This is a genomic window from Microcoleus sp. Pol12B3 (genome assembly GCF_036701355.1).
GTDB lineage: Bacteria > Cyanobacteriota > Cyanobacteriia > Cyanobacteriales > Microcoleaceae > Microcoleus.
On record NZ_JAUBQS010000005.1, the window covers coordinates 172,763 to 195,828 of the forward strand.

Here is a 23,066-nt window from a genome sequence, read left to right on the forward strand (position 1 = left end):
CGCTTGGAGTGGAGGATAGTTTGTTTTGGATTGGTTTCAACCGCTGAGTCTGATAAAGGGATTTCTGATCCGGATTTAATATTAGACCTTAGTTTAATCCCTCCCCTACTTGATCTGCAGAGTGAAATCTAAAATCTAAAATCTAAAATCTAAAATTGATGGACTGACGGGGCTTTACACTGTTTTTTCTGCTAAACGGCCCCGGGATCTGTCAATAAATGTGTGATAACTGATATGATTTACGTGCTTCGAGAGCCTAAAATACTCGGAAGCAAACAGTGGGGCTGGACACGAACCTCACTATAAAACGCCGTAGAGGGAAAGATGGCCAGTACCTTGAAGGAAGTTCTCGATCTCCTTAACAGGAGTCAGAAGCCGACATCATAATCTATAGATTTGATGTGGGAGTGTCGCATTCTAGTGCGCATTACAGGACAGGCTGAAGTAATGGCGAGACGACAATCTGACCAATTCCACACACCACCGCAATACAACCCATCCCCTAAACCGACGGCACAGTTCAGTGCAGAGGCGACAGGCGATGCGAGTTCCTCAGTAACGGCGCTGCCGACCGAGGGAAAAAGAACTTTTTGGCAGTGGCAGCTTATCTGGCTGAGTCTCCTGGTGGGATTTGGAGTGACCGGTGCCGCTGCATTTCTGTGGTTGCTGACGATGCCGCCACCGCCGAATTGCCAGCAACTGTCGCCGCTGGCGGCGGACGGAGAGCGACTTTACTGCGCTCAGCAAGCTGCTAAGTCGGGCAAGCTAGAACAGCTAGAATCGGCAATGGCACTGGTGCAGGCTTGGCCGAAAGAACATCCGCTATACTCGCAGGGTCAACATTTGATAGGGGAATGGTCGAAAGCCATTCTAGGATTTGCCAGGGCAAAAATAGAGAGGGGCGATTTGAAGGGTGCTCTGGAGATTGTGGCGAAAATTCCGAAAACCAGTCCGTCTTACCCAGAGGTACAGGAGGCGGTTACTGCTTGGGAAAAAAATTGGCAGGAGGGCCAAAAACTCTACGATACAGCCCTAGCAGCTTTGAAAAGTGAGGATTTAAGGAAAGCCTGGGATTATGCTCAAGCTCTATTTAAGCTGGAAAATATTTTCTGGAGTCAGAAGCGTTACAACGAGCTGATCCAGCAGATTTCTTTGGAAAGAAACGGCTGGCAGCGCTTGCAAGAGGCTAGAGATTTGGCGAAGGACGGAACTCCGCAAAAGTTCGCTGAGGCGATCGTCCTGGCTCGTAAAATAGACTCGCAGCTTTTTGCCCGCGCTAAAGCTGAGAAGGAAATTGAGGGCTGGAGTCGGACTTTGCTGGCAATGGCTACTAAGCGGTTAGGGGCGAAAGACCTGCCGGGGGCGATCGAGGCTGCTTCAGTGGTGCCGCAGGATTCGCCGCTGTTTGCGGAAGCTCAAGATTTGATGCAGTTGGGTAGAGCTCAGGCAGTGACATGGAACCAGTCGATATCAACTCCGCTGCCGCAACACATTTTTAGCTTGCTGGAAGGGCAGGGGGCTGCTAGCCAAATTGCTCCGGGTCGCCCTCTTTACAAGCAAGCTCAAGTTCAAATTGAAAATTTGCAGGTGCAGTTTCAAGATTTGCTGCGTCTGCAAGTGGCGAGCACGATCGCTAGTGTAGGTCAGATAGGAACGTTTGCACTCGCGATCGAGCAAGCGCAAACGATCGGAATTAAGCAGCCACGGCGGGTTCACGCTCAAACTTTGGTGGCTGCTTGGCGTCGGGAAATTCAGCGGATCGAAGACCAATCTTTTCTGACTCTGGCGAAGCAGTTGGCAGAACCGCAAACGGTTGAAGGACTCAAGGGCGGCATGGCTCAGCTACTCCTGATCGCTCAAAACCGCCCCCGCAGGATAGAGGCGCAAACTCTATTGGCTCAGTGGACGAAACGCATAGAAGTTATTCAAGATCAGCCTTTTTTGGATGAAGCAATCGCCCTGGCGAAGCAAGGAAAACTTAGTGCTGCTATTGAAAAAGCTTCGGCAATTAAGAGCGGTAGGACTTTGTATGCGAAAGCTCAGGATAATGTCTATCAGTGGGTGAGCGAACTGCAAGTTGCTCAAGACAGACCGATTCTCGATCGAGCTGCGGAATTGGCATCTCAAGGCAGTCTAGGAGCGGCGATCGAGACGGCTTCCCAAATCGGTTACGGTAGGGCCCTGTATTCAGAGGCGGCAGGTGCGATCGGGCGCTGGAGTGCTGAACTCAGAGCTAACAGTGCACCGCCGCCGGAACCCGCTCGCGATTACGCGCCGGCTCCGCAACAGGAGTACGCGCCGGCTCCGCAACAGGAGGAGTACGCGCCTCCTCCCCGACAAGAGGAATACGCGCCTCCTCCCGAGAAGGCTCCGGCTCCCGAGCCTTACTATCCCCCCGCGAGCCAAGAGGCCCCGGCTCCCGAACCGGAACCTTACAATCCCCCCGCAAGGGAACCGGAACCTTACTATCCGCCCGCAAGGGAACCGGAACCGGAACCTTACAATCCCCCCGCAAGGGAAGCGGAACCTTACTATCCACCCGCGAGAGAAGAGGCTCCGGCTCCGGCTCCGGAACCTGCTCCTCCGGCTCCGGCTCCGGAACCCGCGCCGCCCTCGATTCCTGAATCGGCTGGGCCTCCTGATGCTAATTTGATCCCCGAATAATTGGGTTTTCGCGCGATCGAGCTCTAAAATCTCCAATCTAAAATCAAGTGAGTAATTTCCAAGTGCTGACGATCGATGGCGACCCTATTTTCCGGCTGGGGCTGCGAGTCGCTTGCGAGCAGTATCCAGACTTGCAAGTTGTCGCAGAGGTTTCAACGGAAACCGAGGTTTTGCGGGTTTTAGAAGCTCGCTCGATCGGCTCTGGAGCAGCCAAGAAGCCCGCAGATTTGGTAATTTTGGCTGTGGAGATCCTAAATTCGCGATCGGGCCAAACAGAGGCGCTGGCCTTTTGTCGCGAACTCAAAAGTTTGTACCCCAACCTGCCCCTGTTGCTGCTAGGCGGGCCGCTGACACCGGAGCTGTTGGCCCAGGTACAGGCGGCGGGCGCGAATGGCTATTGTCCTAAAGGTAGAGATATTTCCTTGACAATCGAAGCTATTCGCGCGGTGGCATCTGGCTGCACTTATTGGGCGACGGATGCGGGCACTAACCCGGAAATAGAACTAAATGCAGCGGTTGTTCAAACAGTAGAAAACTCCGCAGCAATTGCAGATAAAAATGCCGATAATCCGACAGTTGATACGCCAGTACACAAAAAAATGCTGGCTTATTTTTGTCATTCTGGACTACGGGAAATAGATGCAACTTTGGCGGTTGTCCAAGCTGATTTGCAAGAGATTAAAGCGGCAGATCCGACAGATTTACCCTCTATTTTAGATGGGCTTGTACTCAGCGGGCGCCGCCGAGAATTGCTGGCAGCTCGCTGGATTGTCAGTCAGTTATTATTTGAAGGAAAAGAAGAGAAGGTATTCGGCAGAAAGCAAAGGGGAGAAGGCGGAGGAGAGAAAGCAGAAATTAGAGGCGAGAATTTGTTAAATAATTCTCAATCGCAATTAGCAAATTCCCAAGTTTCGGGTGAATCTTTGGTGGTTGGAACTAATTGGCAAGGTAGCTTGTTTGACTCGGCTGCAGCTAAATTGCAGTTTGATTTGGTGAATTTGACTGGCTTGCCTTTGGAAATCGATATTTTGCGATCGCCCAAAAAGCGTGAATTGATGACTTCCATTCTGCGGAAGTTAAAGGATTTGCTGGAAGAATTGCGCTTTTCGCAAGTGCAGCAAACTCAATTGTTGTCAAAAATGCCTGCTATTTTACGGAATTTGTGGGAGGCTACAATCATAGATTTTTTTGGCAGATACTATACACTACAAACGAAAGAAAATTTGGTTTTTGATGGCAGTCAAGCAAGCTTCAAACTCGAAGAAAACCAAGAGGGAAGTGCTGCTTATTTCTTGGCAGGCAGCGGCATAGAAGTTGTGCCTATGCTGCTGGCAGATGCTGATGTAGTTGCAGCAGAAATCCTTGACAAAATACCGATGACAGTTGATTTTTTTGCACATTTGCTATTTGAAGTTCCTCTAAAAGTTGACAATATTTCTTGTGTTGCTGGCAGCCCGGAAGCGATGCAGCGAGCTGAAGCTTTGTTAGAAAATTTGGCCATACAAGTTGCTAGCGGGGTGGTACAGCCTCTACTAAATAATTTGGCAAATCTTGAAGAAATTAAGCAAATTTTTTACGATGGTAAGTTGATTTCGACGCGAGAAATTGAGAGATTTCGGAATGATTTGTCGTGGAGATATAGCTGGGATAGATATTTTGTGGAACCGAAAGCTATTTTTGAAAGCAGGTTTTGGCTGTTTGTTTTGGGCGATTCTGGAATTAAGAGAATTTCTATTTATGCTCCTAGAAATCTAGAGTTAGCACAGCTTTATGGGTGGCAGTTAGCCTTGACTTTGCTGCTGGAAACCAGGGATGCGATCGCACCTAGAGTTCGCGCGGTTATCTCGCTGTTGGGTGCTGGCGTTGTTTACGTTTTGACTCAGGTTATAGGGCGGGGAATTGGTTTGATCGGGCGGGGAATTATCCAGGGGATTGGCAATTCTTTGCAAGATAGCAAGTTTGGGAAAAATGGGTGAGAGTTCGGCAACGAGCAATAGGAACGATTACATAAATCTTTGCTCGAAGATTGAAACCACAGGTTAATGGGTAGTAACGCAGATGTCTTTCAAGATATTTTGCGAATGCCTGCAACATTTATAGTATACGGGATTTAATAGATTTGATATAATTGGTGATTGGTGATTGGTGGTATTATAGAGAAAACTTAACGCTATAAGGTTGAAATTTTATGAGTATTATGATAGCGATAGATGCCGATCGCATAAACAGTTTAGATTTGTCTCCGGTGCGGACTGTGATTGAAAAGTGGCTGGCCGAAGGAGCGATCGCCCAAAACGAACAACAGCTACAATTTGAAATTGAGTATCCGCGCGAAGAGTTAGATCCGCGAGAAATTTCGGAAATTCCCGAAGTACGGCTGTGGTTTATTCGCTTGGATGCTTGTTACCCTTGGCTGCCATTTTTGCTGGATTGGAAAGCGGGAGAATTGGCGCGCTATGCCGCGATGTTGGTGCCACACCAGTTCCACCGCACCCAAGGTATTCAGTACAATCCTGAAGCTTTGGAAATGTTTTTGATGAACAAAATTTTTGTGTTGACTGATTGGTTGCATCAGCAGGGAATTCCCAGTAAATCGAAGTTGATGGCGATGTCGCAGATGTTTGGTTATGATTTGGAAGATGCTTTTTTTGATGTGATTGTGCCCCACAAATAAGCGAGGGCGCCTCTAATTAAAATCGTCCTAATTAGGTAGGCTCCTCTACCTTAAGACTAAGAACAAAAGTATAAACCCGATTTTTTCCCTTGTGGGGCGGGCTTTCCAGTCCGCCTCCGCAGCTATAAGTTCTATCCACAACAGGTTAATTAAGCTTAACCGCAACCGCACTCAGACTTTAATACAATCCTTAAACCAGCGCGCCTCAAAAAATTGTTGCTGGACTTCAGAATATTCTCAGAATTGATAGTTAGTTTAAATAGACAACGATCGCCCCATTCAATCGATCGAGGAAATTTACCATGAAAACAGATTACCTCATCGTCGGCAGTGGTTTATCAGCACTGGTTTTCGGAGCTTTGATGGCAAACTCCGGCAAAACCGTACACATCCTCGAAGCTCACGAGCATCCCGGAGGCTTTGGTCACACCTTTACGATGGCCAACCAATACACGTTTAATGCCCAATTCCACTACGTTTGGGACTGCGGCGAAGGACATACAGTCAATCGAGTTCTCAAAAAACTCGGTCTCGATCGAGATGTCACCTTTGAACGGTACGATCCGAATGGCTACGACCACATGAGAATGCCTGGGTATGCGCTGGATATTCCCTCGGAACCAGAGGAACTGATCCGGCGATTGTCGGCGCTGTTTCCCGAAGCGGGCGAGAGAATTCGCCAATTCGTCAACGAAGTCGAGAAAACCGGCGAAGGACTCAGAAAACTCGCTCCTCCGGTCAAACCAATTGAATTGCTCAAAAATTTCGGTGACGTATTCTGTGCCGTCCAACACCTAAATAGTACACTTCAGGACGTTTTCGACAAGTTCCAACTCCCGCAAGCCGCCCAAACCTTATTAGCCCTGCAATGGCCGGACTTTTTGCTGCCTCCAAATCAGCTTTCTTTCTATGCTTGGATTGCCTTGTTTAGAGGCTATCAAGAAGGTGCATTTTACCCGACGCAGCATTTTGAAGATGTCATCAATTCTTTAGTTAAAGTCATTGAATCGAACGGTGGGAAAGTTCTACTAAACCATGAAGTTACAAATTTTAGGGTGAAAGATAGAACAGTAACTGGAGTTGAAGCGATGGATTTGACCACGCATCAAACCCATGAATTCACGGGTGACACGGTGATTTGCAACCTTGACCCGAAAAGAGCGGCCAAGATGATTGGAGAGGAACTTTTCTCTAAAACAGTGCGGCGGAAACTTAACTATGAGTATTCTGCATCTAACTACATGGTGTACTGCGTTGTCAAAGATATCGATCTCCGAGACTATGGATTTGGCAAGTGGAATACGTTTCATTCGGAACACTTGGATCTAAATGAAGCTTTTGCTCAAATGTATGAGCAAAATGATTTTTCTCGTCCGAGCTTTGCAATTACAACGCCAACTTTACTGACGGAAGCGCGCCGGGATTGTCCAGAAGATTGTCAAATTGTCGAATTTCTGACTGTTGCTAATTACAGCTATTTTAAACAGCTTTGGGAGAGCGATCGCAAAGCTTACAGAGAGAAGAAACAAGAGATTCTGGACTCAATTTTAGATGTAGTTGAAAAACACTATGTTCGGAATTTCCGCAAACACATGGTCTTTCATATTACCGGAAGTCCGACGACTAACGAGCGCTTCTGTTGGTGTCCTAACGGTAATTCCTACGGTTCCAGCCTGACGCCGCGCAACATGGGAGTCGATCGACTAAATCATGAAACATCCCTCAACAATTTCTATTTCTGCAACGCCTCCTCGGGCTATCCAGGCTTTGCGCCGACATTTTGGACGGGGGCGCTGCTTTATCAACGTTTATCCGGCGATGCGATTTTAGGCTAAGGAAAATTAGCAATTGGTTATTTTCCTGTTTCTCTCGTTCCTTGGCTTTGCCAAGGAATAAATTTCACTCTTACTCTGCCTCCTCTTAAAAATCTCTCGTTTCTGCTCTCATTATCTCGTTCCTTGGCTCTGCCAACGAATGAATTTCTGGAGGCTCTGCCTCCTCTTAAAAATGACGAGGCACAGCAAGACTGAAATGCGTTTCCAGGTAGAACCTGGAAACGAGAATTTCTTCTTCTTCCATCTTCCATCTTCCTTCTTCCTGACATCCGTTACATCTTGTACAGTGCTCGTTGCCGAACTTCCTTCTATCAATCTAGGAGTGAACTATGAGAATTGCAATTGTTGGGGGCGGAGCCAGTGGTATGGCAGCAGCCTACTGGCTCGATAAACAGGGGCATCACGTCACTGTGTTGGAAAAGCAGCCAATTTTAGGCGGACACATTCGGACACTGAACAAAAATGTTGTACCCAATCAATCGGAGTGCAATGAAATATTAGAAAATGGGGTGCTGGAATTTCCGACGGTCTTTTACAATTTCGTGGCTTTTATGCAGGAACTAGGCGTTGAATTAGAACCTGTGAAGATTGGTTCCGCGCTATTTTTTAAAGATGGCACCCACTTTTTGTCTGCGGTATCTATCCAAAAGAATTTCACCGGAATCCAACGCCTGATCGAGTATTTGCGACTTGATAGTCTCTACGCTCGTTCGGCTGGGTTTATTTTAAAAATGCGGTTTGCCCAACAGCACGATTTCTACGATGTGCCGCTTTCTGAGTCTTTGAAAAGCTCGTGCGTCCGCAATTATTGGCTGAAGTTGCTGACGATGTACAGCTACTCGATACCGTTTGAATTGCTCGACAATTTCCCGGCAGAATTAGCGATGCCTGTTTTGCGCGAATATGCCTCGGTCAACTGGGTGAGGATTAAAGGCGGGGTGTATTCTTACATTGAAAAGATTTTGGAGCGATTTAAGGGCGATATACGGCTAAATGTGGAGATTGCCAATATTTTTAGAAGTGCGGATGCGGTAAAAATTGTGCTTTCTGATGGGGAAATCCAGGAATTTGATAAGGTGGTTTTTGCGATGCCGCCCGACCAAGTTATGAGGCTGTTGTCTGATCCTACGGATGCGGAAAAGAAGCGGTTTTCGGCGTGGAAAGCCAATTATGCAACCACTGTACTGCATTCGGATACATCAATGTACGATCGCTACGGTATCCGCAAGTTATCAGAATTTGATTTTTTCGAGACGGACAAGGGATGGGGATATAATGCGAGCTTGAATCAGCTTTGCGGCATCTCATCGCCACGAGAGTACAGTTTAGCTTTTCAATTGGAGGAGTCTATCGCGCAAAAGCACATTATTCACATTCAGAAACATCACACGCCGCTATACACTGTCGAGTCTTTTCGATATCGAGATGAAGTTATAGAGACTAATGGCGAGAACAACACTTATCATGCGGGAGCTTATTTGGGGGATGGTTTGCACGAAGGAGCGATTACCTCTGCTTTGCGAGTCGCGAAATTAATCGGGTGAGCTCAATTGTGATGCTACAAACTCTCGCAAATATCAGTAAATTTCTTGCCGGTGCAACACTCTCACAAAAGTAATGATGTCTGCATCAAAAGTTAAACTAATGCGAGAGCCGTCCACTCGGATGAGAAATTAATTTTTGGCGTTCCCTAAGCTGCGACACCACGTGCTGCAGTTAAGTAGACATCATTGCTCAAAGATGGGGGCATTGTTGATCCGGCTAACTGAGTACCCTCAAAGTTGGTTCCCGTGAATGTTGCCCCCCTCAAGTCGGCTTCACTCAAGTCTGCATAGCACAGCCTCGCCCAATCGAGGTTTGCCTGCACCAAAGAAACTCCCACCAGATTTGCCCTGGTTAAATCTGCTCCCATCAACTGGACGCCCCGCAACTGAGCCCCGCTGAGATTGGCGGCTAACAAGTTCGAGCCTTCCAAATTTACCCCGTTCAGTTTGGCTTCGCTCAGGTTGACGCCATTGAGATCCGTCCTGCTCAGGTCGATGCCATTGATGTAAGCTTTGCTGAGATAGATGCCTGTTAGTTGAGCGCCAAACAGCTTTGCACCGCTGAGTTTTGCCCCTCCGCAGTTGGCCCAGTTGAGGTTGGCTCCCGTGAGGTTAGCGCCCCGCAGATTGATGAACTGCAGGTCGGCTGTACATAAATTGGCGTTCCAGAGGATAGCGCTCCGCAGGTTGCTACCGATGAGTTGAGCGCCACTCAACTTTGCCCTGGGGAGTTTTGCTTTGACGAGGAAAGCTCCGCTGAGATTGGCTTTGGTAAGTTCTGCGTCCGCTAGTCTGGCTTGGCCCATTTTGGCAAAACTCAGATTTGCCCTGTAAAGGTTTGCGTCGTTTAGTTCTGCTTTGGTCAGATGCGCCCGACTCAGGTTAGCTCCCGACAGGTTAGCCCTCGAAAGGTTTACCCCTACCAACATAGCTCCGCTGAGGTTTGCTCCGCTTAGGTTTACGTCAGCAAAGTCTCTGTTTCCATTTTCGTACTCTTTGAGCAGCTCGGTTACTTCCATACGGGTCACATTCCTAATATCGGAAATTTATCTAGAAATAAACACTCTTTATAAGTATTTTAGCTCTAACCGAGCGGATGCGATCGCACTTTCAAGAAAGCTGACAATTAACTTTATATTTATACATATACTTTGTGCTTTTTCCAGAGTCCCGACCGTTTTGAGGTCATAGTCTGAAACCCTTGATTTATCGTGGGTCTCTAGTGTGCTTCGGCAACCGTTGCGATCGTACTGAGATCGGTGAAACCGTTATTCTCAATAGGTAAGCCATCAAACACTGTCCGAATGATTAATCAATACTAAAATAATATTCTTGTTGTCCACTGTGACTAACAGCTTTTTTAAACGGAGACTGCAAATTTGTTAGTTGTGTTTGCTTCAGGTGTCGGGCAGGCTGGCATGGTCATAGCTGCATATTTTATCTGCTGTCATTTTTGATTCAAATTAAATGTGAAACAACAGCTTAATAAGTGAGAATTTTTCTCCCTAGTCTCGCAGCAGTTAGACGAGCGTGCTTTTCGATATTTCCTGGAGTCATCGGGGTTAAAAGGAATTTCAGACATTCTACTTCTGAGGAATTTATCGATATGCCTAACGGTAGAGGGTATTCGTTCAAAACCTAGCAGATAATATACTGCAGATTGTACAAAACTAACAGCGAGTAATATCTGTATAGAATCACCCCCTCTACTGGCAGTTAGGCAAATGTGTCAATCTATGTTATGCTGAGTCAAAATTGAGGAAGAATCATGTCAAAAGAAAGAAAAAGCAATAAAGAAATCAAAAAGCCAAAGAAACAACCTGATGGTGTTGCTAAGCCGAAGGATGACAAAAAAAATTATGGTAGCACCGAGGGCCGCAAGTAGAGATAGCTGCCACTCTCGGAATTGCGATTAATTTTGTGTAAGTTTTATTAGTATCAATTCTGAATAAATTACAATATCCTAATTTGGGGATAATCGGAAAACAGGTTTATTATACCTAGGGTATATGCACTCCTAAACCCAAAGTATAATGAAATCTGTTTTTAGCCATGAATATGAAACATTCTGTCGCCGATCGAATTTAACACCATTTTTTTAGACTTGGTTGAAAAAAATAGAGTTCGATCGCCCAATCCCATCAAATCCCATCAAATCTATCACAGTGATATCTCAGTAACTGCAATATTACCCTCAAAACACACGTCAACATCAGTCCCCGCCTCCCGATCGCGCGATCCGTACTCTCCCGCATAATAAAAGTATTCTCCCTCCACCCGGTAAACCACTGGCAGCGGCTGCGTTGAAGGCCGGCAAAACACAATTTCCGGTTCCGCACTTCCGGGGGCTAAATGCGGCAAATTCACATTCCAGAAACACCCCGACTTTGGTTCCCGGTTCAGCAAATCCGCCAACACTCGCGATGTCCAGCGAGTAGCGACATCCCAGTCTATTTCGAGCGGCCTTTTAATCCGGTGGGAAATTGCGATTCCCGGAATACCGTGCATGGCTGCTTCCCGCACCGCCGCCACCGTACCCGAAATATACACGTCAACCCCCAAATTGCCACCCGCATTAATACCCGAAAGCACCAAATCCGGCTTCGCACAAACGTGATGAAGAGCAATACGCACGCAATCTGCCGGTGTTCCCCCTACAGCATATTCCACGGACGATCGCCGATCGACATGAATCGGACTGTGAGCCGTCACCTGATGCCCGCAGCCGGACAATTGCCCCTGCGGAGCCACCATAATTGTTTTGCCTTCTACAGCCTGCAAAAGTGCTTGAATGCCGGGAGCATCTATGCCGTCGTCGTTGGTTAAAATTATCGTCATTATGTGTCGGTTTTATAGAACCGATTTGAGAGCGCAGAGGCTGGCAACCTTCTGGTAGTTCTAGCCCAAATTGGTTGTTGGTTAGTGGCGATCGTCAGTATGAGCATTGCCACACATTTATATCATGGCATTAATTGAACAGTTGCCCCAGAAATGTGGCGCGCCACATTTTAGCCGAGTCGCACCTTGATATGACAGCTAAAGCGACTTGTTACGCTTGCCCCAGTGCAGCATTCATGACATCAGTGTCGATGCAAACATCAATTAATCACATAATTTTTTCCTCGGCTCTCCCCGATGCTTGGTCTTAAAAGTAGCAGAGGATACTAAGTATCTGAGACTGAACGTTGAAACTCTCGATCCTGCTAAATTATTAGCTTGCGTTATTACCATAAGTATGAGAGATCCGATAATAAGTTAATGTCGATTCCAATTGCGCTTTGAGGCAGGGGATGGGAGAATAGATATGAAATCTTTATCAAAGATAGTATCTAAGTTACAGTCCTCATTTCCCATTCATAAATCAAATACTTATCTACACTGTTACCATTATTACATTTTAACTAAGGAGAGCCACATGAGCGAACCCACTCAGAGCAATACCAAAGCAGGCTGTCCCACGGTTCCCGAATCGCTTGTCAAAGCTAAACGGGATGAACTCACCGACATCAAACTCAATATTACCAAGATGGGTGAGAAAGAATTACCAGATGACTTGCGGGGTCATGTCTTTATCATTGCACCAGTCGGAACCATTGAATCAGGAGGTCTTCCCTTTACAAATGGAGACTCATTCTTAAGCGGCGACGGTATGATTTACCGATTCGACTTCCAGCAAAAGGGTGAAGTTTTATTAACTACACGGATTATCAGGCCACCAGATTACTATGCGGATGAAGCAAGCCAACCTGGTGAAAAATATGCCAAGTATAAATTCCGCAATCATGGCATCATCAGGTTTTCTTGGTGTCTTGGCTCTCGCAATGATTTAAGTATTGCCTTCCTGCCAATGAAATTTGCTGAGGACTCCCAAGAACGCCTGCTAATTGCCTATGATGCGGGTCGTCATTACGAAATTGATACGGCAACTCTTGAAGTGGCAACTCCTGTAGGCTGGAACAAAGAGTGGCGAGGAGAAATTGAGCTAAATTTTCCCTTGCAGTGCCTGAATTTTCCCTTTTCACCCGTGCTTAGCACTGCTCACCCGGTATTTGACGTTCGCAAAAGCGAAATGTTCACGGTCAATTATGGGATGTCATTAAAAACTTTTCTCGGCATCGTAACTAATACGGCAAATAAACTAAAGAAACAAGTAAAGAAAGTTTTTCCACCAGCGAGACCATATCTGGAAAAATTCAAGCTTCCAGAAGATTTCATCTATCTAATGCGCTGGGATGGTAAAGGAGAACTAGAGCGATGGCAGCTAGTCTTGCCTGATGGTTCGCCTGTCAAAATTAAGCAAAGCATTCACCAAATTGGATTCTCTCAAAATTACGTGGTAATTGTAGATACCTCTTTCAGAACAGGGATAGAGCAGATAATTAACAACCCTTTTCCGGAAAACAAAAGATTAGAAGAATGCTTGCGAAAAAAACTGGATGTCATGGAGTTAGCAACAACTCCTGTCTATCTCATACCTCGCGATCGCTTAATCAACGGTCAAAAATCTGGGATTAGCGATCGCAACGAAGATGTGCCAACAGTGACTGTGCAAAAAGTAGAAATTCCCCTAGAGGTGACCCATTTTCTCGTAGATTACGACAATCCCGAACAACTGATTACCCTCCATGCAGCACATACTTGTGCTTGGGATGTGTCTGAATGGATACGTGCCTATGATGACTCTCCTTATTTTGACCCTAAGTTACCTCGCCCAAACGGGATGGAACAGAGCGAGATGGACATCAGTCGCGTCGGACGCTACGTCATTAACGGAGAAACTGGAGAAATCATTGAACAGAAGGTTATTCCAGAGAAATTTATCCCTGAAGCAGAAGAGTGCAAATGTACTTGGGGAGTAGCACTTTATGCTTATCTTGACCGACTTCCTTCGGATCTCTATCCCACCATGCCGCCAGGTAAGCTTGATAATATCTACTGGATATCTTTGGGACTCTGGAAGGATCTAGTCAGTAAGTTTATGGTTGATTTCTTCAAAGACTATCCGTCCAGAGAAGTGCCACTAGAGGAATTGCTCAGAATTGCCAAAGAAGAAGGCAGACCAAGTAGCTTGTTCCGGATGAATACTTCTTCAACTGAATCGATGAAGATTGCCGATTCCTATGAATTTCCTCCTGGTTGTATCGGTCTTTCGCCCCAGTTTATACCGCGCGGTGATGGTAACAGTTCAACGGATGGTTACATTACCTGCACTGTTTGGTTGAACAATACCTACGAGATCTGGATTTTCGAGGCTTGGGATCTCAAGCAGGGTCCTCAGTGGAAACTGAGCGATTCCTCTCTGAACTTTGGGTTAACTTTGCACACGACGTGGTTGCCAAGTATTGGACGCCGCCAAGCTAGCTACAACGTGCCTGTGAGGGAGGATTATCAGGAATTAGTGGCTCAGAAGCGATCGCAGGAGATTCAGGATCTGTTTGATGAAAAGGTGTACCCTCACTTTGAGAAAAAATTAAAATCGATCTGAGAGCAACGGTAATATATTTAACAAGGTTAGAGGTCAAAGCTACTTTAAACTAGGTCATCCTGACCTCTAGTCTTTTTATATTTAAACAAAAAAAGTAAAAGTAAAAATATGATTATTCTCCCCGGCTACACAATTGTAGAGACAATTTATGAAGGAGACAGAACAGTTGTTTGCCGAGGAATCAGAGAGCGCGATAGCCAGTCAGTTATTCTTAAGATAATTAAAAATGAATATCCGAACATTGAAGAGATTACTTGCCTAAGACAAGAATACAGCATTCCCCAAAAATTAGACATCCCAGGAATTGTCAAGCCATACAATCTGGTTAGCTATCAGAATAGCTTTGCTTTAGTATTAGAAGATTTTGGTGGTCGAGCTATTAACAAATTATTGACATTTAAAAACGTTAAATTAGAAGATTTTTTAAGTTTGGCGATTTCTTTAGCAGAAACGATCGGTCAAATCCATAAAGTAGGGATTATACATAAAGATATTAAACCTAGCAATATCATCATCAACCCCGAAACGAGGGAAGTCAAAATAACTGACTTTAGTATTGCGATCGCCTTACCCAAAGAACAGCAAAGTATTGTCAATCCCAATTTGCTAGAAGGGACTCTCGCCTATATGTCACCCGAACAAACGGGAAGGATGAATCGAGCAATTGACTATCGCACCGACTTCTACTCTTTGGGAGTGACTTTCTATGAAATGCTGACCAACCAGTTGCCATTTACTACCACCGATCCGATGGAGTTGGTTTACTGTCATATTGCCAAACAACCCGTCCCACCTAAAGAGGTAGCAGAAATTCCTCAAGCGGTTTCAGATATTGTCATGAAACTGTTAGCAAAAAATGCGGAAGACCGATATCAAAGTGCAGCGGGATTAAAATTTGACCTGGAAACTTGTTTGCAGCAATTGCAGACAACTGGAAAGATTGAAAATTTTCCCATCGGTCAACGCGATCGCGGCAACCAATTACTCATTCCCCAGAAGCTTTATGGTAGAGAAACCGAAGTCCAAATTCTTCTAGATGCCTTTGGACGAGTCAGCCTCGGTGCCACCGAGATGATGTTAGTTTCCGGCTATTCCGGGATTGGTAAAACTTCAATCGTCAATGAAGTTCATAAACCAATTGTAGCAGCTAGAGGAGCTTTTATTGCGGGTAAGTTTGACCAGTTTAAGCGCAATATTCCCTATGCGGCGTTAATCCAAGCATTTCAAGAATTAGTTCGTCAGCTATTAACTGAAAGTTCCGAAGAGATTGCTATTTGGAAAGAAAACTTATTAAATGCGCTAGAGAATAACGGTCAAGTTATTATTGATGTTATCCCCGAAGTCGAACTAATTATCGGTAAACAGCTTGAAGTTCCTCAACTGGGGTCATCGGAATTCCAAAACAGATTTAATCGGGTATTTCAACAATTTATTCGCGTTTTTTGTCAACCCGAACACCCGCTAGTCATATTCCTAGACGATTTACAGTGGGCAGATTCGGCATCTCTAAAGTTAATCCAACTCTTAGTCACTGACCCAGATAACAAATATTTGTTAACGATTGGAGCTTATCGAGATAATGAAGTCAGTCCCGTTCATCCTTTAATTCAGACAATAGAAAAAATTCAAGAAACTGAAACGGTGGTGAATAATATCACCATTCAGGCGCTGGCTTTGGATAGCGTCAACCAATTAATCGCCGACACTCTGGATGCCAGCGTAAATTCAGACGAAATAAAAGTTTTTTCAGAGTTACTTTTTAATAAAACCCAAGGCAATCCGTTTTTCTTAACGCAGCTACTCAAAACGCTGTACTCCGAAAATCTGCTGGTTTATCAAGTAGATACAGACCGCTGGGAGTGGGATATTCAACAAATCCAAGCAATTGGTATCGCAGATTTCAATATTGTTGAACTGGTTGCTCGCAATATTCGCAAACTCCCTGAAACAACCCAGAAATCATTAAAATTAGCGGCTTGTATCGGCAACCAATTTAACTTAGAAGTTTTATCAATTGTCAATGAAGAATCAAACATAGCGACGGCTGCTCATTTGTGGGAAGCACTGCAAGCGGGTTTGATTCTGCCGCTGTCTGAAAATTACAAAATTCCTCTACTCTTTGCCCAGGAAGAGTTGGCATCTGTACGGAATATCAAAGTTGAATACAAATTTTTGCACGATCGCGTGCAACAAGCAGCCTATTCTTTGATTCCAGAGTCAGACAAAAAAGCCACTCACCTGAAAATTGGTCAACTACTGCTGGATAATACAACAGAGCAAGAGCGAAAAGATAATATTTTTGCTCTGGTTAACCAACTGAATTTTGGCACAGATTTGCTAACTAATCAGTCAGAAAAAGATGAGTTGGCAGAATTAAACCTGATTGCTGGACACAAAGCAAAGGCAGCTACTGCATATGAAGCCGCTGTTAATTATTTGAATGTAGGTATAGAACTCCTGAGTCAAGATAGCTGGGAAAGTAGATACGATCTGACATTTAATTTTTATCTGGAAGCGACGGAAGCCGAATATCTCAATGCCAATTTAGAACGAGCGAAAATTTTGTGCGATCGCACTCTCCAAAAAGTCAAAACCATCCTCGAACAAGTCAAGTTATACGTACTGAAAATTAGAATTTACCTCGCTAAAAATCAAAATAATGATGGCTTAGATGCCGGACTGCAAGTTCTAAAGATGCTAGGAGTGACCCTATATGAATCACCCCCGCAAGAACTCAATATTGAGGAGTTAGCAAACCTGCCTGAAATGAGCGAGCCCTACAAGCAGGCGGCTATGCAGCTTTTAGTTCTTATATTCGCACCTGCTTGCTTTGCAGAAAGCCCGCTATCGCTACCTATTATATATACTATGGTGGAACTTTCTCGTCAGTACGGGAATTCGCCGCAATCTACTTACGGCTATTCTGTTTACGGTATATTAGTATCTTGGCTATTCTCAGATATAAATTTATCCTATCAACTGGGGCAACTGGCTTTGCAGCTATTAGATAAGTTAGATGCTAGAGAGTTTCGTTCTAAAGTTTTAGTTAGTACCTATCTTGGTATTATCCACCTCAAAAAGCATACTAGAGAAACGATAGAACCCCTTCGTCAAGCAATTAATAGCGGCTTAGAATTTGGTGACATAGAATTTGCTTGTCATGCTGCTGATTTCTATTGCTGGCATTTATTTTTTAATGCCGAGCATCTGGACTACCTGCAAGAACAGCAAAAACTATATATTGACTTGGCAGAGAGATTGTCCCAAGAACACCAGTTATATTTACTCAAAATTCTCGGTCAATTAGTAGAAAATTTAAGGGGGATGACAGATAATAAACTGATCTTGATAGGCAGCATATTAAATGAGGAAAAAGCTATCTCTTATTTAAGAGAAGTAAAGAATTTCATTTGCTTGTTCAGGCTTTATTTTGCCAAAACAGTAGTTTGCTATTTGTTTAAGCAGTATGAAGAAGCTATCGAGTTTGCGAGAGAGGGGTTGAAATATTCAGTTTACGTTCAATCAAATATTAGTTTTATTGAACAGAATTTTTACTATTGTCTGATTCTTTTAGCCCAGTATGTTCAGGAAGATTCAGGAGAGGAAGAAAAGAAACAAGAATACCTCAACCAAGTAGAAGAAACTCAGAAAAGCATGAAAAATTGGGCTTTCCATTGCCCAGCCAATTACCAACATAAGTATGACTTAGTAGAAGCAGAAAAAGCCCGCGTATTAGGGCAATCTTTCTCAGCAATGGAATATTACGACCTGGCGATAGATGGAGCCCAGGAAAATGGATACGTCCAGCACGAAGCCCTCGCCAATGAACTAGCAGCAGAATTTTATTTAGCATTAGGTCGTCAGAAAGTAGCGCGTACCTACATGATAGACGCTTACTATGCTTATATTCGCTGGGGAGCAAAGGCAAAAGTTAAGGATTTAGAAGAGCGCCATGCTGAATTACTCGCACCAGTCGTCGGTAGGAAAAACAGCCTGACGAGTGGAAGAGACGAAATGATTGTTCAGACCCGAACCCCTGTCACTTCTACCAGTTCAGGTGTTGCAAACGAGCTGGATTTATCAACAATTATCAAAGCCTCCCAAGCGCTCTCAGGGGAAGTTCATTTAGATAAGTTACTCTCGAATTTGATGCAAGTCTTGCTGGAAAACGCGGGAGCAGAAAAATTTTATTTCATCATACCTGACCCAGCAGGTAAGTGGAAAATTGAAGCTCAATGTACGGGTGAACGATGTGAATTAATATCCAAGTCAGGGACTGAAAATCAAGTGATTCCTATCTCGCTGATTAATTATGTAGAACGCACGCAAGAAACTCTTGCGATCGATGATGCAACCACTGAAACTAGGTTTGCCTCTGACCCGTATATTATTCAGCAGCGACCTAAATCTATTTTGTGTAGCCCCCTGATTAATCAAGGTAAGTTGGTGGGCATCCTATACCTAGAAAATAATTTAACAGCGGGGGCTTTTACGCGCGATCGCCTAGAAGTCCTCAACATTATTTCCGCCCAAGCTGCGATCTCCATCGAAAATGCCCGTCTCTATCAAACTTTAGAAGATAAAGTACAACAACGCACCGCCCAACTCGCCCAAGCAAATCTGGAAATTAGCTCCCTCAACAACAAACTTAAAGCCGAAAACATCCGCCTCAGTGCTGAGTTAGAAGTCACGAAACGACTGCAACAAATGATCTTGCCCAAACAATCAGAACTTGATAAAATTAAAGGATTAGAAATAGCTGGATATATGCAACCTGCCGATGAAGTTGGCGGCGACTACTACGACGTGCTAACCCGAAATGATAAGGTAAAAATTAGCATCGGCGATGTTACGGGACATGGTTTAGAAAGTGGTGTATTAATGATTATGGCGCAAACCGCCGTCCGCACTCTCCAACAAATGAACGAAACCGATCCGGTGAAGTTTCTTGATGTGTTAAACCGCACCCTTTATGCCAATATCGAGCGCATCGACTCGTCTAAAAACATGACCTTGGCTTTGTTAGATTATCAAGATAGTAACTTCAGCCTCAGCGGTCAACATGAAGAAGTTATCGTAGTCCGTACTGATGGTAAAATCGAACTGATCGATACACTGGAACTCGGTTTTCCCCTGGGATTAGAGGAAGATATTTCGGGTTTTGTTTCCCAAATTCAAGTGCATCTTAATCCAGGGGATGTAGTAGTGCTTTACACAGATGGAATTACCGAAGCTGTAAATATAAATAAAGTGTATTACGGCATAGAAAGATTGTGCCAAGTGGCGAAAGAAAATCGCCACAAAACGGCTGAAGAAATTCGACAGGCAGTAATCGATCATCTGCGACAACATATTGACGAACAGAAGGTTTTTGACGACATTACGTTGGTAGTCCTAAAACAGAAATAACGGAAGTTGGGAATTGGGAATTGGTAATTGGTAATTGCTAATTGGTAATTGGTAAATTGTTTGAGCGTCCGACGATCGAAACCGACTTCACGCTCAACAATTTTGGAAATGGTGCGCGGACTCAGGAAGGTGCGATCGACAAACTGATCGCTCAATTTTTGTATAAATTAAAATTTATCAATCAGTATAATTACGCAATTATTCGTGGTAACAGCCGATGGTACCGAAAGTTGCAATAACGGATAGTTAGCCGTGGAATGCCTCAGCAACAGTCATCCTAGCGTTTGCGATACAACCAGGTTTACGAAAGGTTTAAGAATAAACCTCGAAGAATATTGTTTTGGTAAAGGTATCAAAAATGTATAGACAAACACTTTTAAATGAGCGATGTTGTAAATAGGTATCAGAGGAAATCAATAAAGTCAATCCCCCCAACGATATAAAAAAGGTATTACTCTTATGAAAACCAACTTCGCCCAACCACTAACCGCGTGTCTAGCTACCGCTGGTTTAGTTGTTGCTTCTTCCTTACTAACTGCAACGCAAGCCCAAGCATTCAGTTTATCCGTGGCTCCTCAGTACGGTACGACCAACGGCATTGGCACCGGCGCTACTGCAACATTGGACTTCAACGTTGTCCAAAGTGGAGCCGACTTGCTCCTGAATTTGGGCATCACCAATACCACTGGCACTCAGGCTACAGCCGGTGGTGCAACAGACTCTTCTCTCGTTGCCGTGGCATTTGACGTATTGAGCGGCGTTAGTGCATCGGTTAAATCGACTGCAGGCAGCACTTTTACATCGTTTTGGCAAAACGTTGATATTAGCGGTTTGCACAACGGTTTCGACTATGGCATTAGCACTCCGCGCAATAGCTTTAATGGTGGGAACGCTAATGGAGGCTTATATAAAAATCAGTCTACTTTGGTTAGCTTTTTGCTAACTGGCAGCAGTCTGAGTGCGGCTCAGGCAGAAAGTGCTTTCTTGACGGGATTTCAGAATGGTACGCTCAAGGCAGGGGTTCGCTTCCAGCAGGTAGCTGGGTCTAGTGTTGGTACCAGTGACAAAGTTATGGCGGGAGTTTCCGCTGATGCTGAGCCAGTACCCGAACCAACTACTATCGCAGGTATGGTGATGGGGTTGGGAAGTTTAGTCGCCGCCCGCCGCAAGCAGGCAAAAAAAGCTCTTGCTTAAATTTTCTCAGGGGTGCAGGCCATCCATCGGCAGAAAAGCTCGTCGCATTTCGAGTGAATTCAGGTTAACTTCTAGTATCAACTCATAAGAGCCAGGGCAGCTATCCCGCCTCTGGCTCTTATTTTTGCTCTACATTTTGTCAATGTAGAACAAAAAATTTGCGATGCCAGAATTTCGGCAAAAATTGACCTAACGTCCCAAAATCACCAGAAAATATCAACCAACTTGTGGTAAGTTTTTGTGTCGGTTGCTATGTGGCAATCTTCTGCAAGTTCAGTTAAAAGCGTTTATAGCAATGTTTTTGCCAATTTTCCCCCTAGCTCAAACCATCCCCGCACCTCCCGCCCAACAACAACTGATCATCGACCCAGAAGCCCCCGCACCCGAAAACGAACTGGATTTGCCGCCACAGCCAAGCAGCAGCCCCCTGAAAACCCTGACGGTGCCTCAGCAAGTGCGCGTTTTACCGGGAAAACTCGACAACATCCCGGTTTTCAACAGCAACAGCCCCGAAGTCGTGCAAACCGAAGGCATTTTGCTCTCCACATTTCCCCCGGAAGGAAAACAAGTACCTTCTGCACACTTAAACTTTCCCTTCAAAGGCCGATTTGACATCTTTGCCCACCACATCGCCAAGGCTAAAAATCGCCAAGAAACTCGCACCTTATTTCAAGGAATAATTGTCCACAATCCCAACTCGAAACCTGTTACTTTAAAAGTATTGCAAGGAGCGACCTATTTAACTCGGCCGGATGCTTTGTTTGTAGATTTGCCGTCATATTTAGAGAATCGATTCGGCACTGTGTTTGCGGGGCCTGGAAGCCGCATCAGCAGCGATGTGCTGCGGGGATACAGACAAGCTATTTTGCCGGCTGCGATCGAGATTCCGGCGAATCAGAGCCGAATGCTGATGAATTTGCCGATACCTGTGGGGAATGTGACGCCTTCTTCCAACGGTCGATCGACCTTGATGCGAATGTCGAGCAGCAATTCGGTTTATGTAGCATCATTAGCAATGTTTGCTCCTAAAAGTCAAGGAGGAGTCGAGCAATATCCCACATTAGAACAGTGGGAAAATATTTTAAATACCAAAGGTTTAGCGGGACCAAGAGATTTAGCACCAACTCCGAGAGGCGAAAATCCGGTGCAAAAAATTTACGGCCGCGTAGCGGGAGTAGCGGAAGGTTCCCAGTGGCAAGCTAAAATTACGGACAATTCGAGAACTGATTATTTAACGATTCCCAAGCGCGGCGAGTCATTTTCTTATGCTTTGAGCACTACTGATACGGGGACTTTTGGCACTGGTCAAGTTCAAAGCGCTAAAATGTTAGCTCGCTATCCTGATACTGCTTATTTTGCTCACGGTAATTACGGGATTCAATACAACTTAACTTTTCCCCTTTACAACAAATCTCGTGAAACCCAATCTGTTAGCATTAAAATGCAAACACCGATTAAAGCAAATACAGAATCGGGGGGATTGATGTTTTATGATCCTCCTGAAAATCGGATATTTTTCCGAGGTACGGTGCGGGTGATGTTTAATGATGATACGGGCAAGATTTTGACGCGCTACATTCACATCGTGCAGCGCAGAGGACAGCAGGGGGAACCTTTGGTGAATGTGAAGATGAAGCCGGGGGAACGCCGTTTGGTTCAGGTGGATTTCTTGTATCCGCCGGATGCGACGCCGCCGCAAGTTTTGACTGTGCGATCGAGTAATTAGTTGGTGGTTAAGGGTTGACTGTTAACGGTTGACTGTTAACCTTTGGGTTTTTGTTTTAATGAGTTAAGATAGCCATTAAGTTTTGGTGAAAGTTAATTTAATAACGGATGCACTCGATCGCTCTGTTCTTGAGCATTGCTCACAAGTTAAGCTAAAAACACTATTGTCAATGAGTAATCTTACTCATTTTTTACCTGTTGACCCAATTAAAATATGACTCCATTTGTTCCTTTATTATTGAAAAAAAATTGTTCGGGACTTCTTTGAGTTCCAGGGAAAGGTGAAATAATTAGCTTGACATGAGGTTTTCGCCGTCGCTTAACAATCCCTAAATCTTGATTTTCGTCGGCGGCAAAATACTTAACTAGGTCAGAAGCTAATCCTTTTTGATAGGCAACAGAAAAATGATACATCCCCCGATAAATCATTTCTAATGAAATCCGTTCAATTGGTACTCTCAATTCATCCGCGACAGCATCTCCCAAATCTACTAAAACTGCATAAAATAGCCAAGTAGCCCAGATTTGCAGCTTGA

Annotated in this window: 12 protein-coding genes and 1 pseudogene; 10 read left to right on the plus strand and 3 right to left on the minus strand. The window is 44.8% G+C overall.

Going from position 1 to position 23,066, the window contains the following annotated elements; genetic code table 11:
* Positions 1-447: 447 nt before the first annotated feature.
* The 5 genes from QUA53_RS04345 to QUA53_RS04365 all read left to right on the plus strand — a co-directional run bounded on the left by QUA53_RS04345 (position 448) and on the right by QUA53_RS04365 (position 8,717).
* Positions 448-2,664: a hypothetical protein gene (locus tag QUA53_RS04345; RefSeq protein ID WP_333095225.1), complete on the plus strand. Its 2,217-nt coding sequence runs from the start codon at positions 448-450 to the stop codon at positions 2,662-2,664.
* Positions 2,665-2,711: 47 nt separating this feature from the next.
* Positions 2,712-4,640 (plus strand): DUF3685 domain-containing protein, encoded by a 1,929-nt coding sequence (locus QUA53_RS04350; RefSeq protein WP_333095224.1) that lies wholly within the window; start codon positions 2,712-2,714, stop codon positions 4,638-4,640.
* Positions 4,641-4,852: 212 nt separating this feature from the next.
* Positions 4,853-5,338, plus strand: coding sequence for a CRR6 family NdhI maturation factor (locus QUA53_RS04355; RefSeq protein WP_333095223.1), 486 nt, complete (start codon positions 4,853-4,855; stop codon positions 5,336-5,338).
* Positions 5,339-5,640: 302 nt separating this feature from the next.
* A complete protein-coding gene (locus QUA53_RS04360) occupies positions 5,641-7,173 on the plus strand; it encodes an NAD(P)/FAD-dependent oxidoreductase (RefSeq protein WP_333095222.1) in 1,533 nt (510 codons plus the stop codon).
* Positions 7,174-7,502: 329 nt separating this feature from the next.
* Positions 7,503-8,717, plus strand: coding sequence for an FAD-dependent oxidoreductase (locus tag QUA53_RS04365; RefSeq protein WP_333095221.1), 1,215 nt, complete (start codon positions 7,503-7,505; stop codon positions 8,715-8,717).
* Between the two features lie 146 nt (positions 8,718-8,863).
* Here the strand turns inward: QUA53_RS04365 and QUA53_RS04370 are convergent, their stop codons facing one another.
* Positions 8,864-9,736 (minus strand): pentapeptide repeat-containing protein, encoded by an 873-nt coding sequence (locus QUA53_RS04370; RefSeq protein WP_333095220.1) that lies wholly within the window; start codon positions 9,734-9,736, stop codon positions 8,864-8,866.
* A 1,141-nt stretch (positions 9,737-10,877) separates the two neighbouring features.
* Complete coding sequence (gene surE, locus QUA53_RS04375) at positions 10,878-11,555, minus strand: 5'/3'-nucleotidase SurE (RefSeq protein ID WP_333095219.1); 678 nt, start codon at positions 11,553-11,555, stop codon at positions 10,878-10,880.
* Between the two features lie 577 nt (positions 11,556-12,132).
* On the opposite strand from surE, the gene QUA53_RS04380 reads away from it, so the two are divergent.
* The 5 genes from QUA53_RS04380 to QUA53_RS04400 all read left to right on the plus strand — a co-directional run bounded on the left by QUA53_RS04380 (position 12,133) and on the right by QUA53_RS04400 (position 22,531).
* Entirely contained in the window at positions 12,133-14,202 is a 2,070-nt protein-coding gene (locus QUA53_RS04380; protein WP_333095218.1) for a carotenoid oxygenase family protein, read from the plus strand.
* A 108-nt stretch (positions 14,203-14,310) separates the two neighbouring features.
* Positions 14,311-19,611 carry an AAA family ATPase gene (locus QUA53_RS04385; RefSeq protein WP_333095217.1) on the plus strand — a complete coding sequence of 1,767 codons (5,301 nt, stop codon included), beginning with the start codon at positions 14,311-14,313 and terminating at the stop codon, positions 19,609-19,611.
* A 41-nt stretch (positions 19,612-19,652) separates the two neighbouring features.
* Positions 19,653-19,850: a hypothetical protein gene (locus QUA53_RS04390; RefSeq protein WP_333095216.1), complete on the plus strand. Its 198-nt coding sequence runs from the start codon at positions 19,653-19,655 to the stop codon at positions 19,848-19,850.
* A 220-nt stretch (positions 19,851-20,070) separates the two neighbouring features.
* A complete protein-coding gene (locus QUA53_RS04395; RefSeq protein ID WP_333095214.1) occupies positions 20,071-20,805 on the plus strand; it encodes a PEP-CTERM sorting domain-containing protein in 735 nt (244 codons plus the stop codon).
* Positions 20,806-21,100: 295 nt separating this feature from the next.
* Complete coding sequence (locus tag QUA53_RS04400) at positions 21,101-22,531, plus strand: DUF3370 domain-containing protein (protein ID WP_333095213.1); 1,431 nt, start codon at positions 21,101-21,103, stop codon at positions 22,529-22,531.
* A 206-nt stretch (positions 22,532-22,737) separates the two neighbouring features.
* Here the strand turns inward: QUA53_RS04400 and QUA53_RS04405 are convergent.
* Positions 22,738-23,066: pseudogene (locus QUA53_RS04405) on the minus strand (IS4 family transposase); the annotation flags it as partial.

Coding starts and splice junctions, on each gene's coding strand:
- QUA53_RS04345 (WP_333095225.1), top strand. CDS start 448: ATGGCGAGACGACAATCTGACCAATTCCACACACCACCGCAATACAAC.
- QUA53_RS04355 (WP_333095223.1), top strand. CDS start 4,853: ATGAGTATTATGATAGCGATAGATGCCGATCGCATAAACAGTTTAGAT.
- QUA53_RS04360 (WP_333095222.1), top strand. CDS start 5,641: ATGAAAACAGATTACCTCATCGTCGGCAGTGGTTTATCAGCACTGGTT.
- QUA53_RS04365 (WP_333095221.1), top strand. CDS start 7,503: ATGAGAATTGCAATTGTTGGGGGCGGAGCCAGTGGTATGGCAGCAGCC.
- QUA53_RS04370 (WP_333095220.1), bottom strand. CDS start 9,736: ATGGAAGTAACCGAGCTGCTCAAAGAGTACGAAAATGGAAACAGAGAC.
- surE (WP_333095219.1), bottom strand. CDS start 11,555: ATGACGATAATTTTAACCAACGACGACGGCATAGATGCTCCCGGCATT.
- QUA53_RS04380 (WP_333095218.1), top strand. CDS start 12,133: ATGAGCGAACCCACTCAGAGCAATACCAAAGCAGGCTGTCCCACGGTT.
- QUA53_RS04385 (WP_333095217.1), top strand. CDS start 14,311: ATGATTATTCTCCCCGGCTACACAATTGTAGAGACAATTTATGAAGGA.
- QUA53_RS04395 (WP_333095214.1), top strand. CDS start 20,071: ATGAAAACCAACTTCGCCCAACCACTAACCGCGTGTCTAGCTACCGCT.
- QUA53_RS04400 (WP_333095213.1), top strand. CDS start 21,101: ATGTTTTTGCCAATTTTCCCCCTAGCTCAAACCATCCCCGCACCTCCC.